This window comes from Halosimplex salinum (assembly GCF_003730195.1).
GTDB classification, from domain to species: Archaea; Halobacteriota; Halobacteria; order Halobacteriales; family Haloarculaceae; genus Halosimplex; species Halosimplex salinum.
Map to the genome: position 1 here is coordinate 496,698 of NZ_QWGG01000004.1, position 14,449 is coordinate 511,146.

At 65.8% G+C, this 14,449-nt stretch carries 9 protein-coding genes and 1 rRNA gene; 5 read left to right on the forward strand and 5 right to left on the reverse strand.

Annotation, left to right across the window (positions count from 1 at the left end; translation table 11 throughout):
* The first annotated feature begins 29 nt into the window (after positions 1-29).
* Complete coding sequence (locus tag D1409_RS13745) at positions 30-1,181, forward strand: signal peptidase I (protein ID WP_123537547.1); 1,152 nt, start codon at positions 30-32, stop codon at positions 1,179-1,181.
* Between the two features lie 6 nt (positions 1,182-1,187).
* Here D1409_RS13745 and D1409_RS13750 read toward each other — a convergent pair whose 3' ends face one another.
* From D1409_RS13750 to D1409_RS13765, 4 genes are read right to left on the reverse strand one after another with little or no spacing between them, the layout of a single operon-like run.
* Positions 1,188-3,236 carry a SpoVR family protein gene (locus D1409_RS13750; RefSeq protein ID WP_123537548.1) on the reverse strand — a complete coding sequence of 683 codons (2,049 nt, stop codon included), beginning with the start codon at positions 3,234-3,236 and terminating at the stop codon, positions 1,188-1,190.
* On the reverse strand, positions 3,233-4,540 hold the full coding sequence (locus tag D1409_RS13755) for a YeaH/YhbH family protein (protein ID WP_123537549.1): 1,308 nt from the start codon (positions 4,538-4,540) through the stop codon (positions 3,233-3,235). The genes D1409_RS13750 and D1409_RS13755 overlap by 4 nt, the downstream gene beginning before the upstream one ends.
* Entirely contained in the window at positions 4,531-6,813 is a 2,283-nt protein-coding gene (locus D1409_RS13760; protein WP_123537550.1) for a PrkA family serine protein kinase, read from the reverse strand. The genes D1409_RS13755 and D1409_RS13760 overlap by 10 nt, the downstream gene beginning before the upstream one ends.
* Position 6,814: 1 nt before the next feature.
* Complete coding sequence (locus tag D1409_RS13765; protein ID WP_123537551.1) at positions 6,815-8,881, reverse strand: PrkA family serine protein kinase; 2,067 nt, start codon at positions 8,879-8,881, stop codon at positions 6,815-6,817.
* A gap of 526 nt (positions 8,882-9,407) precedes the next feature.
* On the opposite strand from D1409_RS13765, the gene D1409_RS13770 reads away from it, so the two are divergent.
* From D1409_RS13770 to D1409_RS13780, 3 genes are all read left to right on the forward strand, one after another.
* Positions 9,408-9,791, forward strand: coding sequence for a DUF5820 family protein (locus D1409_RS13770; RefSeq protein ID WP_123537552.1), 384 nt, complete (start codon positions 9,408-9,410; stop codon positions 9,789-9,791).
* Positions 9,792-9,873: 82 nt separating this feature from the next.
* Positions 9,874-10,323 carry a UPF0179 family protein gene (locus D1409_RS13775; protein ID WP_123537553.1) on the forward strand — a complete coding sequence of 150 codons (450 nt, stop codon included), beginning with the start codon at positions 9,874-9,876 and terminating at the stop codon, positions 10,321-10,323.
* A 4-nt stretch (positions 10,324-10,327) separates the two neighbouring features.
* Positions 10,328-10,921 (forward strand): cupin domain-containing protein, encoded by a 594-nt coding sequence (locus D1409_RS13780; RefSeq protein ID WP_123537554.1) that lies wholly within the window; start codon positions 10,328-10,330, stop codon positions 10,919-10,921.
* Between the two features lie 60 nt (positions 10,922-10,981).
* Here the strand turns inward: D1409_RS13780 and D1409_RS13785 are convergent, their stop codons facing one another.
* On the reverse strand, positions 10,982-11,770 hold the full coding sequence (locus tag D1409_RS13785) for a M14 family metallopeptidase (RefSeq protein WP_123537555.1): 789 nt from the start codon (positions 11,768-11,770) through the stop codon (positions 10,982-10,984).
* Between the two features lie 967 nt (positions 11,771-12,737).
* Between D1409_RS13785 and D1409_RS13790 the strand changes: the two genes are divergently transcribed.
* Positions 12,738-14,211: ribosomal RNA gene (locus tag D1409_RS13790) — 16S ribosomal RNA — on the forward strand.
* Positions 14,212-14,449 lie beyond the last annotated feature (238 nt).

Consider the following 14,449-nt stretch of genomic DNA (forward strand, 5'->3'; position numbering starts at 1 on the left):
TTTACTCGACGCTATCCAACCGGTGACCCGTGTCACTCCGGTCGTCGACCCGCCGCGCGCTCGAGGTACTGCTGGCCGCGGCGGTCGTCGCGCTGGTCGTCGGCGCCGTCCTCGGCCAGCCCATCCTCTTCGGGTTCGTCGAGACCGGGAGCATGGAGCCGACCCTCGACCCCGGCGACGGCTTCGTCGCGGTACCGACGCTCGTGGCCGGCGACGTCGAGGTCGGCGACGTGGTCGTCTTCGAGGCCCGAAACCTCCAGGGCGGCGGACTCACGACCCATCGCGTCGTCGGCGAGACCGAGGGCGGCTATGTCACGAAAGGCGACGCCAACCCCTTCACGGACCAGGACGGGCCCGAGCCGCCGGTCACCGAGGACCAGATCGTGGCGAAAGCGCTCTCCGTGAACGGCTGGCTCGTCTCCATCCCGTACTTCGGCGTCGTCGTCCTCGCGATCCGCGGCGTCGTCCAGACCACGCAGGGGACCATCGCACGCGCGATCGGGATGGGCGACGCGGCCGGCTCACAGGGGACCGGCGTGTTCCTCGTCACGCTCGGGATCGTGCTGTTCGCGCTGACGGCCGTCCAGGAGTCCCTCTCCGGTCCACGGCGCGAGCGGCGCCGGTCTCGGAGCCGCCCCGGCGTCGTCGACACGCGCAAACTCACGGCCGTCTTCCTCCTGGTCGTCCTCGTCCCGGCCAACGCCGCGATGATCGTCCCGTCGACGACCCACGACATCTCGATAGACGGCGACGTCGTCGCGGAGGACGAGGCGTTCGTCCCCGGCGAACCGACGAGCTGGGAGTACAGCTACACCAACTACGGCGCCGTCCCCCTCGCCTTCGAGATGGAAGCCACCGGCGGGAACGTGACGGTGCCCGACGAACCGCGCGTCCTCTGGCGGGACGCCAACGCGACCGTCTCCGTCTCGATGCCGACGCCGCCCCCCGGCGAGCGCGCGGAGGGGCAGATCCGCGAACACCGCTACCTCCTCGTCCTGCCCGCGCCCGTGATCGGCGCGCTCCACGACGTCCACCCGACGCTCGCCCTACTCGCGGTGGACGCCACGCTCGTCGCCGGTGTCCTCCTCGTCAGCGGTCGGATCCTCGGGTTCGGCCCCCTCCGACTGCGCTGGGGGTCGGGCGTCTCACTTCGAACGCGTCTCCGCAGGAAATTCGGCTAACGGCGGTCAGGCGAGCCACTCGTCGGGCTTGGTGTCGTAGTCGATGTCGTCGGCCGCGAGGTGTTCGACGGCGTCCCACGGCAGCTCTTCGACCGTGACCTCGTCGCCGTCGTAGCGGACGAGTCGCCCCACCTCTTCGGGTTCGGGCTCGCGGTCACGGCGTTTGGCGACCTCCACGTCGTGCTCGTCGAACTCCTTGACGATGGTCTTCAGGTTGACGGGGCGGCCCCACAGCTCGAACACCCGTTTCAGGACGTCCTTGGCCTGCCCGACGTCGAGCATGACGCCGTTGTACTGGTGGGCCAGCAGGAGTTCGTTGCGGTTGTTGTAGTTGCCGTCCTCGACGACGACCGTCGGCTTGCCGAAGTTCGTGAACTGCAGCATCAGCTTCTTCTTCACGTCCGTGTAGTCCGTCGAGGTGACCCGGTAGTCGCCGGTCGACTGGGTGTACTCGTAGGTGAAGTACTCGTTCTCGTCGACGAACTCCTGGGTGAGGAACTCGTCGAGGAAGGTCACGTCGTTGTGACTCTCGCGGATCTCGCGCATCCGACTCCAGCCGCGGCCGTAGTCGATGTCCGCGAGGGCGTCCTCGACCGAGTCGTAGCGCGCCTCGTCGAACATGTACCGGGAGACCCGTTCGAGTTCCCCCTGGCTCACCCGCGAGACGAACCCGCGGTTCTGGGGCTTGGTCAGCGAGTAGTGACGCTCGGCCAGCCCCTCGGTGGTGAGCACCTTCCACGGGTAGGTCTCGACGTCGATCTCGCCCTCCCGGCTCGCGGGTTCCCCGCTCGCTCGTTCGGAGGCGCTTCGCGCCTCCCGGGCGGCTTCCAGCGCGTCGGCGTCGACCCGGGGGTCTTCGGGGTCCAGTTCGTCGAGGTGTTCGCCGACCGACGCGACCACGGGGTCGGGTTCGATCAGGTCCTGCACCAGTTCGAAGTCGACGGTGTCGTGGAAGTTGCGCCAGGTGACCCCCTCGACGCGGAGGAGGCGCTCGACGACCTCGCGGCGGTTCGTCGAGTTCTCGACGTACTGCCAGATCTCGAGGCCGAGCTTGTAGGGGTTGAGCCCCGAGGAGCCCAGCACCTTCGCCATGTGGTCGGCGTAGAGGACGAACTCGTCGTCGCCGGCGAACGTTTCGCCGGTCATCATGGCGGACTCCCAGAACGCCGCCCACCCCTCGTTCATGACCTTCGTCATCTTCTGGGGGGCGAAGTAGTACGCCTCCCGGCGGAGTATCTCGAGGACGTCCTTCTGCCAGTCGGCCATCTCGTCGGCCCTGGCGGCGTCCTCGTCGTACCGCATCCCGTGCTTGCGGAGGAACCCGAGCACGTCCTTCTCCGGCTCGGCCGGGAAGCTCGTTCCGTTCTCGTCGTCGGCCTGGGCGTCGAGCCACTCCTCGGTGAACACCTGTCCTTTCACCTCGTCGGAGAGGTCCAGTTCCTCCAGTTGCTCGGCCACGTCGGCGGTGTCGTGCTCGTCGATCAGGTCGATCCGCGTGTCGATGGGTTCGTACGGGACGTGCTGGTCGATGTTGTCCTCCAGCGTGAGGACGTGGTCGATCCACTTCTCGACCTCGCCGCGGTCGATCTCCGGGTCGGTCATGAACGCCTCGATGGCGTCGGCGTGGCGCGCGAGCATGGCCGCGGCGTCCGGCCTGTCGGCGAACATCCCGAACCACTCGTTGTTCGCGAAGAAGTCCGCGTGGGCCTCGACGTGGGTGATGACCGCCTTCTGGTCGGAGACGGTGTTCGACTCCTGCAGGAAGGCGTGCGAGGGGCTGTCGTTGTTGACGATTTCGAAGGCCTTGCCCCCGAGGAACTGCCCCTGTTTCTGCTGGCGGTCGTACTGCATCCCCCAGCGCCAGTGGGGGTAGCGCCGCTGGAACCCGCCGTAGGCAATGAGTTCGTTCATCTCGTCGTAGTCGACGATCCAGTAGTTCACCTCGTAGGGGTCCAGCCCGAACTTGCGGGCGAGGTTCCCCGCCTCGTCGACGGGCTCCTCCAGATCGGCGGCGATGCGCTGGGCAGCGATGCGGTCGTGTATCGGTCGGCTCATGATTCCTCCTCCGTGCTGAGTATCTCGTAGATGGCGTCGACCACGTCGTCCGGGCTGGAGACGTAGGCGACCGCGACGTCGCCGGCGTCCCGGAAGCTCCGCTCGACCTCCTCGGCGTGGGTCGCGTTGATCGCGTTCCCGCTCGGCTGGGTCTCCACGTACGCGTGGAGGTTCGCCGGGATCTGCTCCATCAGCGGGATGACGTGCTCCTCGGTGTCGTTCGAGGAGTTCTCCGAGTCGCCCGCGGCGAACACGTACCGGTTCCACTCGCTCCAGGGGTACTCCTCCAGCAGTTCCGCGGCGAGTTCGTAGGCGCTGGAGATGCGCGTCCCGCCGCCCGAACGGATGCCGAAGAACTCGTCGCGCTCGACCGCCCACGCGTCGGCGTCGTGGGCGATGTAGACGAACTCGGCGTTGTCGTACTTGCCCTGGAGGTACCAGTCTAACGGCGTGAAGGTCCGCTCGACGAGTTCGCGCTTCTTCTGGCGCATGCTCCCCGAGACGTCGCGGATGTTGACCACGACGACGTTCTTCTCGCGCTCCTCGACGATCTCCGGGTAGCGGTAGCGCTCGTCCTCGCGACGGAAGGGCACCTCGTCGATCCCCTCCCGGCGGATGCGCTGGGCGGTGTCGACCCGCTCCGTGTTCGCGTCCATCTCCTCGAAGCTCTCCCACGCGGTCTTCTCGTCCTCGGGGAGCTCGTCGTAGGCCTCGTCGATCCAGGCCCTGGAGACGGGCATGTTCTCGCCGCGGGCCCACTCGAACACTGTTGCAGGGCCCCAGCCGTCGATCTTCAGGGCCTCGCGGACGTAGTCGCGGTCGAAGTCCATCGCCAGCTTGCGCTTGAGCCCCTGTTTGAACAGGCGCTCGAAGTCCAGCGTCGACGTGGGACCGGACCGCGTGATGTCCGTGAAGTCCCCCTCCGTCTCCTCGATCACCTTCTTGCCCTTGGGTTCGAGGTCTAGACCGAGTCGCTCGTCCAGTTCCTGGGCGAACTCCTCGGGGTCCATCTCGTAGTACTCGTGCTCGCCGCCCTCCTCGCCGGGGTCGCCGTCCTCGCCGTCGTCGTCGCCCGGCTGGGGCTGGGCGTCGACGGGGTCGCCCTCTTCGGCGTCGCCCTGGCCGACGCCGCCCTGGTCGCGCTGGTCGTAGGCGAACTCCGGGAGGTCGACGATCTTGATCGGGACCCGGACCGAGTCGGGACGGCTCTGGCCCAGGTCACCGTACTGGATGAACTCCGCGAGGTCCTGCCGGCGCTCCTCGCCGACTTCCCGGTATCGCTCGAGGTCTTCTCTCAGTCCCATTTGTAACTCACCTGGCTCATGACGTGGCGGCTGGTCAGCTCCGCCGAGGCCTCGCTGTAGTCGAACATGTCCTGCATGTTCTCGAGGGTCGTCTCCTTCAGGTCGGCCGTCTGCGTCCCGCTCGGGGGCTCGTCCCACTGACGGGGGTCGAAGTCCTCGAAGGTCCGTTTCACGTCGTCCCACGAGTGGCTCCCGAGCACCGTCTGGATGACCGGGATCTCCTTGGGAGAGACGTCGGTGACGCGGAACTCCTCGTCGCGACGCTGCCAGGCGTGGCGATTGAGGGCGGTGATGATCTTGTCCGCGCGGAACGCCTCGACGGCGTCGTCGGGGTCGTTCCCGCGGTAGTTGTCCTCGTCGAACCGGCCGAGGTGCTCGACCTCGAACACCTTCATCTTCAGCGGGTCCGGGTCGACGTACTCGCCGCGCTCGTTCTCGATCTGCTCGTCCGTCGACCACGCGTACACGTGCTCGATGTACTCCTCGACGGTCGCCTCGTCGACGCGCTTGTCACGCATCATCGCGTCCAGCACGTCGTCCTCCTGCTGGCCGAAGACGTGGTTTTTCACGGGGACGACGCGCTCCTCGAAGTCCGCGGCTTCGGCGTTCGAGAAGACGGGCGCGGTCGAGAGCCCTTCGGCCATCCGGTTGAGGATGTCCCGGGGCATCACGACGTGCTCCACGGAGAGGTCCGCGTGGTGGCGGTCCTGCTCGGCGTGGAACAGGTCGGCGATCACGTCCCGCGTGTAGGTCACCGGGATACCGTGGTCGCCGTCGGTCCCCGCGTCGGTGAACTCGAAGTCGTCGGCCTCGACCCGCTCGTCGCCCTGCTGGAGGTAGCCCCGGTCGAACAGCAGCGCCTTGTCCACGAGGTCGTGGCCGGTGGGCACGTCGCTCACGTCGAGCCGTGTGACGACCGCGTACAGCGCGGCCGCCTCCAGCGCGTGCGGGGCCAACTCCTTCGCGTTCACGTCGTCGTTCTCGTCGCGGACGCGGACCGTCAGCGGCTCCTGGATCCACTCTTCTAACTCGCTCCAGGAGTCGGCGTCCCAGACCGTCGTCTCGTCGGTCAGCTCGCGACGGAGGAGTTCGGTCTCCAGCGAGAGGTTGGTCAGGTAGGTGAACTCGTGTTTGTCGAGTCGGCGCTTCAGCGCCTTCAGCGGGTCCTGGCCCTCGCGGTCGGCGTGCTGGTTGAGCTGGGCCTCGAGGTCGGGGTTGGAGATGATGATCAGCTGCGTGTCGATGTCCATCCCGATGCCCTTGTCCAGCTTGACCGTCTTCTCGTCGGGGACGTTCAGCAGTTTCTGGAGCAGGTCGGCGTGCTGGGCGGCGTCCTCGACGACGGTGAGCAGGCCGTTGCCCTGCGAGAGCACTCCGTCGTAGGAGAACGCCTGCGGGTTCTTGCGCCCGCGCGAGTCGAGTTCCTGGAGCATGCCGCGCATCCACGAACCGACCAGTCGCTCCTTGGGCGGGCCGTCGTCCTCCGAGTGGAGGACGCCGATGCCCTGCCCGACGTCGACGACGTAGTTTTTCACCCTGAGGTGCTGTGGGTCCGTGATCGCCGTGAACAGGTCCTCGACCCCCTCTCGGCGGTAGCTCTCCTCGAGGTAGTCGTACGCCTCGCGGCAGAACGGGTCGAGTCGTCCCTCGGTGCGGATCGGGATGTGGTCGTCGAGGTTCTCGTTGAGCCGCGCGACCAGGTCCTCGCGCACGTCTTCCGGGAACACCGTGAGCGGGTGGGACTGGACGGGGCTCTCGTACCAGTCGTCCTCGTCGGCGACCGGTTCGTCGGCGTACGTGATGCCGGCGCCGCTGCTGCCCGCGCCGGCGACGTTCCACTCGACGGTGTAGCGCCGTCCGTCGTCGGTCTTCGAGTACTCGCGCAGGCCGTTGATCAGGCAGCGCTTGAGTTCGGACTTGCCGGTCGCAGTCGGGCCGTCGAGCCAGACGATCTTCTCGTCCTTGCCGCGGCCGGCGGCGATCGAGCGCAGGTCGTCGACGAAGGAGTTGAGCACCTCGGTGTTGCCGAGGATGGCGTGTTCCCCGTCGTTGTGCGGGTCGTCGAAGAACTCGTAGCGCTCCTTCTGGTCGCCCTCCTCGATGACCGTGCGGGTCCCGGCCGCCTCGATGGCGCTGAGCAGGTACTTCGACGCGTGGGCGGCCAGCCCCGGGCGCTCGAGTATCAGGTCGACGTACTCCGAGAGGCTCCGGGGGGCCTCGTAGGTGCGGTCCAGCGAGCGGTCGGCGTCGTCGATGAACTCGTGACCGCTCATGTTACTCTTCCATCTCGCTTTTCGCGACCTCAGCGCCCGCGAACTCTAGCACCTCCCGCGCGCCCTCTTCGGAGTACCCCTGTTCGATGAGCGCGTCGATCCACTGGTTGCGCTCGTCGTCGTCCATCTCGCCGCTCGACACCAGCGCCGAGAAGTTGATGTTGTGTTTCTTGTCCTCCCACAGCTTTCGCTCCAGGGCCCGGCGCAGGCGGTCGTTGTCCTGCGGGTTGAACGTGTCTCCTTCGCGCGCGCGTCGCGAGACCCAGTTCGACACTTCCTGTCGGAAGTCGTCCTTCCGGTCCTCGGGGAGGTCGAGTTTCTCCTCGACCGAACGGAGGAACTGCTCGTCGGGCTCCTGCTCGCGACCCGTGATCTCGTCCTCGACGGTGTCGTCGTCGATGTAGGCCATCACGTGGTCCATGTACTTCTCGCCCTGGCGCTGGATCTCGTCGACGTCGTAGGCCAGCGCGTGGCGGACGTCCTCGATGGCCCGCTCCTTGTACTCCTCGCGGACGAGTTCGAGGTAGCGGTGGTACGTCTCGAAGCGGTCCTCGGCGATCGAGCCGTGGTTCTCGATGTTCGCTTCGAGGTGGTTGAACGTGGTCAGCGGCGAGAGGAAATCGCGCGAGCGATGCATCGAGTCCATGATCGCCTCGGCGATCTCGTCTCCGATGAACCGCGGGGAGACGCCCTCCATGCCCTCGCCGATCTCGGCCTTCTCGGCGGCCTCGTCGCGGAGCTTCTTCACGTCGATGTCCTCGGCCTCGTCGATCTCGCCGTTGTAGGCCTTGGCCTTCTGGACGAGGGTGACGTTGCCGGTGTCGGGCTCCTCGATGCGGGTGAGGACGCCGAACAGGCCCGCCATCTCCAGGGTGTGGGGTTCGACGATGATGTCGGGGAGGTCGGCGTTGTTCAGCATCTTCCGGTAGATCTTCGCCTCCTCCTCGTACTGGAGGACGTAGGGGAAGTCGATCCGCTTGGTGCGGTCGTTGAACGCCTCCATCTTCTCGTCGCCCTTCTTGTCCTTGTACTCGGGCATGTTCGTCCGGCCGACGATCACCTGGTCGATGTCGATCCGCGGGTTGTTCTTCGGCTTGATCGTCTGCTCCTGGGTCGCGTGCAGGAAGTCGTAGAGGAACTCTCGCTGGAGCTTCAGCAGCTCCTCGCCGGAGAAGATCCCCCTGTTCGCGTTACAGAACGCCCCCGAGTAGTCGAACGCGCGGGGGTCGGACTCTCCGTAGACGGCGATCTTCGAGTAGTTGACGTCGCCGGTCAGTTCGGTCTCGTCCTGGTTTTTCTTGTCCTTGGGCTCGAACGTCTCGATGCCCTGGCGCATGTTCTCGTCGGCGACGAACCGAACGATCTCGACGTGGTTCTCGAGGACCTGCTGGAGGTCGTCGTCGTAGTGGGCCAGCAGGCGGTCCATGTAGAACTCGCTGGCGGGGTCGAGCGCCTGCTCGTTGCGGATGGTGTAGGGGGCGTCGAGTTCCTCGTTGATGTCCTCGATGACCCGGTCGCGTTGCTCCTGAGGGAGGAGCACGAGCGGGTCCTGGTTCATCGGGGACCGGACGGTGTCGTCGGCCGGGTCCTGGTCGGGGATGACGTCGCAGAGGTTCGTCCACCGGAAGGTGTACATCCGCCCCTCGTTGGAGCGGGTGTAGTCCTCGTAGTAGCGACGGACCTGTCGGTCGAAGTCTGACTTCCCCGAGCCGACCGGGCCGAGGAGGAGCTTGATGCGCTTCTGTGGGCCGAGCCCGCGAGCGCCGGATTTCACCTTGTTGACGAACTCGTGGATCGACTCGTGGACGATCCGTCCGTAGAAGGTGTTCTCGCCGTCGTTGAGCGGGTCTTCCGAGGCGAGTTTGTACTCGACGACGCCGGCGTCCTCGTCGTACTCGGTGCCGTAGTAGTCGAACATGTCGGCAACGCGCTGGTGGGCGTTGCGGGCGATCTTGGGCTCGTCGTAGAGCTGGTCGAGGTACGCGTCGAACGACCTGTACTCCCGCAGGTCGGCGGGGATCGTGTCTCTGTACTCTCGGCTCAGCTCTTCGAGGGTTTCCTGTGTCATGCTATCACGGACAGTTCACGTCGAACTGTGGTTCCGACAGCGCACTCCGGCTGACGGACGTGACCGGCGAGCGGCCACGGTTTCGTGAGTCGGCGCATCGCCCCCGGGACTGCCTGCCCGCCACCAGTTCGTCCTCGTCGCTCGGCGACGCGGCGTCGGAACCGCCTGGACGGGTGTGCGGGTGACATGTGTGAACACCTAACTACCGGAAATCGCGCGGGCGACCCTCCGGCGTTAGCGGCAGCGTACCGTGGAGCAACCACCGATACTATTTATTGTATGAGTTCTGGAAGGGTATAAACTTCACCCTCGTCGGAGTTTATTCCAGAAACATTTCTTTCGGAAATTCGACTCAAACGGCCTGATGCTGCCGATGTGTCCGAACCATCCGTCTCGAGACGGATTCGACTTAAACAGGGAGGCTGCAGGTGCTCGCAGGTGGGGGTACAGGCGAGAACTGGCCCACGTCGCACGTCGCCCGGACCGGACCGCGACACTCTTGGCGCGGCGCGGCCCACCGACTGGTATGGCATTCGAGGGACTCGTCGAGGACTGGGTCGTCTGGTCCGACGGGCGCGAGAAGGCAGTGCTGGCCTACCGGCCGGACGTGTTCGACGGCGACGCCTACCCCGCACCGTGTCTGCCGACGATCTACCTGACGAAGGGTCGCCGGAGCCGCCACCCCGGCGACGAGACCCGCCCGTCCGACCCCTGGTACGTCACCCTCTATCTCGAACCCGACGTGGACCGCTCGGCCGACGAGTACGACACCCGCGAAGCCGCGGAGGCCGGTGCCGTCGACCTCGCGGAGCGGTTCGCCGACGGCGAGGTCGACTACCGCGGGCTCTACCAGCTCCCCAGAGAGGACTACCTCGACGAACTCGACGAACTGACCGGTCGGACGGAGTGACCCGTCACGTCGCCCGCGTCGGATCGCTCCGTCCGGCGACGTAGCCGGGACCCTTAATCCGCGTCGGTGACAATCCGTGGGTATGTCAACGCTCACGCTCCTCGGAACCCGGCTGGCCGAGCCCGGACAGGAGTTCGTCTACCGGGGCGAAGCGGACGCCTGCGAGGGCTGTCCGTACCGCGACCAGTGTCTCACCCTCACCGAGGGGCGCCGCTACCGCGTCGACGCCGTCCGCGAGAACGCGAGCACGCTCGACTGCGGCGTCCACGACACCGGCGTCGTCGCCGTCGAAGTCGTCCCCGCGGGGGTCCGGGCGAACGTCGCCAGCTCCAGCGCCTACGCCGGGAGCAACGTCTCGCTCGAAGGCCCCTGTCCGCACACGGACTGCCCGAGTCACGAGCTGTGTGAACCCCAGGGGGTCGAGTTCGGCGAGGACCGGCGCATCGAGACGGTCGTCGGCGACCCGCCACACGACTTCTGCGCGCTCGACCGGGACCTGACGACGGTGGAGTTCGAAGCCCAGGAGGAGTGAGGAGATGAGCGACGCCGGCGAGCGGCCGACGGGCACGTCCTACGTCGACGACGACTGGGTGTCGAGTCCGCCCGCCGGGAAGACGGTCGCGTTCACCGACCGACCGGACGACCCGGAACGCGACCCGCTGCGCTTCGAGATGTGGCTCGACGCCGACGGGTCCCACGGGCCGATGGCCCACGTCCACCCCGAACAGGACGAGTTCTTCGAGGTCGTCTCCGGCCGTCTGGGCGTGTCCCACGCGGGGACGACGGCGGAGTACGGTCCCGGCGAGCGCGTTTCGATCCCGGCCGGCGACGTCCATCGGTTCTGGAACGCCGGGTCGACGGAGCTCCACCTCCGGGGCGGCGTCGACCCGGGTCTTCGGACGGAGACGTTCATGCGGATAACCTACGGGCTCGCGCGCGACGGCCACCCCGTCACGCCCTCCGGGATGCTGCTGAACTGCCTGCGGCTGGCCGTGCTCCTCGCGGAGTTCGACGACATGCTGTACCTCGCTGCCGCGCCGGTGTGGCTCCAGCGGCTGGGCGTCGGGCTACTGGCGCCGCTGGGTCGGCTGGCGGGCTACGAGAACGGCTACCCGGAGTTCCGACCCTGAATCTCGGATAGAAGTCGCACGCCCGCGCACGCGAGAAAAAGTAGGAATGCGGCCGTCGTGTCACCCGGAGAGCGTCCCGACCTGCTGGGCCATGTACCCGAACACGTCCTCGTAGCCGTACGCCGAGAGCAGGACGGGGTGGAAGTCCTCGTCGGCGAACACGACCTCGCCGTCGGCGGCCGCGACGCGCTCGCCCGCGAGCACCTCCTCGAAGTTGTCGACGAACACCTCGTACTCCTGAGCGGCGGTCTTGGGGACGGGGTCGCCCAGTCGGAAGACAGGTAGCTCGGTCTGGTGAGGCGTCTCCTCGTCGGGGAGCGCGCCGGCCGCCGCCAGGAACTCGCGCGCGACCTGGCCGGCGTTGCGCGCGGCCTGTTCGGACTTCTGGTAGCCACACTCCACCTCGACGGTGTCGGGGGCGACCTCGAAGATCCGACCCTCGGCGTGACCGGTTTCGACCACCGCGTCGACCGAGAGCCGGGGGCAGATCCTGCGCGCGAGGTCGCGCACCTCGTCGACGAGGGCGAACATCCCTCCGTAGGACTGCGTGGTGTGGAGGGCCAGCGTCAGACAGCCGCTCACTTCTCTCCCGAGCGCGTGGGCGAGCCTGACCTCGTGGCTCTGGCCGTCCGCGCGTCCGGGGAACGAGCGGTTCAGGTCCGCCTCGACGTAGCGCTCGCCCCGTTCGATGGCCTCCTCGTTTGCGATCACGAGCTTCACCGGCTCCGCGACGGCTGGCCGTTCCTCCATGAGACCTTCGACCGCCCGAACGCCGGCCGGTTCGTCGCCGTGGATCCCGCCGACGACGGCGATCTCCGGCTCACCGTCGCCCAACGTCTCGACTCGCATTCTGCCCGATATAGCGACTTGCGGGGTTTAGGTGAACCGTTTCGTCCCGAACGCGGGAGGGTCGCGCGTGCGCGAGTGAACGAGAACACTGGTACTCGCGCCCCTCGACGGCCGGACGGACCACGACGATTCCGTTCGGGTATTCGACGACACTCCCGCCGGCGCAGCGCGCGCGAGGCCGCGTACTCGCTGAGCGGTCGAGCTGTGACGAGACGCGAGGCCACGCTATCGGGGGCCAGATTCGCCCCGCTGGACCGCGCGCGGTCGCGCCCCGGACGCGAGGCGCGTCGATCGCCTCGCTCTCGCGGTAGTCACACGCAGCGTTCGGGGACCTCGACCGGGTCGTGTTGGACAGTCGACTCGAAGTTCGCCGGAGACATTTAAACCCGTTCATTCGCGATCGTGTCGACCCGTCGCCCTCGTGTGGTTTCCACTCACAACCGGGTCCCGTTTTCGACAGCCTTATACATTGGTCGCCTGTGTGTTTAGATACGTTCGAAGCGCGGTGAAAGCGGGGTTCACCCGTGGTCCGCCGTGCTCGACATGCGGTGAGGAAGTGTGCGCCCGGCTGCCGGAGTCCACTTAAAGGCGGTATGGTACTGGATACCATCCCGCCGCTTTGGTGTGATTTTCTGGCACGCCGGGAGTCCACTTCGGAACCATTAAGTGGGGTAACCCACTACGAATATATCCGCACGAGGGTCGGCGGGACGCGACGCAGTGTCGCACCGCCGCCCGACTCTAGGCGAGTTCGGCTCGCCGATGATGGGGAACCTATGAGGATTCCACCCCTGCGGTCCGCCGTTAAGATGGAATCTGATGTGAGCCTTGACAGTTCGGTGATACCCGAGTCGGCGCGGCCGACACGGTGTCACCGACTGACGGACCAGACATACGCGTACGTTCATAGCGTACACACACGTTGATAGCGTGTCTCCGCCAGATCCCGGCCTCGAGCCGGGAAACCATTCCGGTTGATCCTGCCGGAGGCCATTGCTATCGGAGTTCGACTTAGCCATGCTAGTCGCACGGGTTCAGACCCGTGGCAGATAGCTCAGTAACACGTGGCCAAACTGCCCTACAGATCGGAATAACCTCGGGAAACTGAGGCTAATGCCGAATAGGGCTCTCAGGCTGGAGTGCCGAGAGCTCGAAACGTTACGGCGCTGTAGGATGTGGCTGCGGCCGATTAGGTAGACGGTGGGGTAACGGCCCACCGTGCCGATAATCGGTACAGGTTGTGAGAGCAAGAGCCTGGAGACGGAATCTGAGACAAGATTCCGGGCCCTACGGGGCGCAGCAGGCGCGAAACCTTTACACTGCACGACAGTGCGATAGGGGAACTCCGAGTGCGAGGGCATACAACGCCCTCGCTTTTCTACACCTTAAGGTGGTGTAGGAACAAGTGCTGGGCAAGACCGGTGCCAGCCGCCGCGGTAATACCGGCAGCACGAGTGATGGCCGATTTTATTGGGCCTAAAGCGTCCGTAGCTGGCCGAACAAGTCTGTCGGGAAATCCAGTGGCTCAACCACTGGGCTGCCGGCGGAAACTGTTCGGCTTGGGACCGGAAGATCCGAGGGGTACGTTCGGGGTAGGAGTGAAATCCTGTAATCCTGAACGGACCACCGATGGCGAAAGCACCTCGGAAGCACGGATCCGACAGTGAGGGACGAAAGCTAGGGTCTCGAACCGGATTAGATACCCGGGTAGTCCTAGCTGTAAACGATGCTCGCTCGGTTTGACGCAGGCTACGAGCCTGTGTTGCGCCACAGTGAAGACGTAAGCGAGCCGCCTGGGAAGTACGTCCGCAAGGATGAAACTTAAAGGAATTGGCGGGGGAGCACTACAACCGGAGGAGCCTGCGGTTTAATTGGACTCAACGCCGGACATCTCACCAGCACCGACAATGTGCAGTGAAGATCAGGTTGATGACCTTATTGGAGCCATTGAGAGGAGGTGCATGGCCGCCGTCAGCTCGTACCGTGAGGCATCCTGTTAAGTCAGGCAACGAGCGAGACCCGTATCCCTAATTGCCAGCAGCACCCTTGAGGTGGCTGGGTACATTACGGAGACTGCCACGGCTAACGTGGAGGAAGGAGCGGGCAACGGTAGGTCAGCATGCCCCGAATGTGCTGGGCAACACGCGGGCTACAATGGCCTGGACAGTGGGTTGCAACACCGAGAGGTGGCGCTAATCCCCTAAACCGGGTCGTAGTTCGGATTGAGGGCTGAAACTCGCCCTCATGAAGCTGGATTCGGTAGTAATCGCGTGTCAGAAGCGCGCGGTGAATACGTCCCTGCTCCTTGCACACACCGCCCGTCAAATCACCCGAGTGGGGTCCGGATGAGGCTCGGATACCCGAGTCGAATCTGGGCTCCGCAAGGGGGATTAAGTCGTAACAAGGTAGCCGTAGAGGAATCTGCGGCTGGATCACCTCCTACTGACCGGGATCGGGGCGACGCCCCGACCCACCTTTCAAGTCCTGCCCTCGTGGCAGGCGCCCGGTGACACCCGACCGTACCGTTCGGGCACCGAACTGTCAAGGCTCACGCTTTCCCCCTGACGGGGGAGACCGAGCAGGCAGCGCACCTCTTCGAGGTGTTCTCGGTTCGAATCCGAGTCGGTCAATACAGCGGGCATCGCGCCCGCGAGACATATGCACCAACCCGCGAAAGCG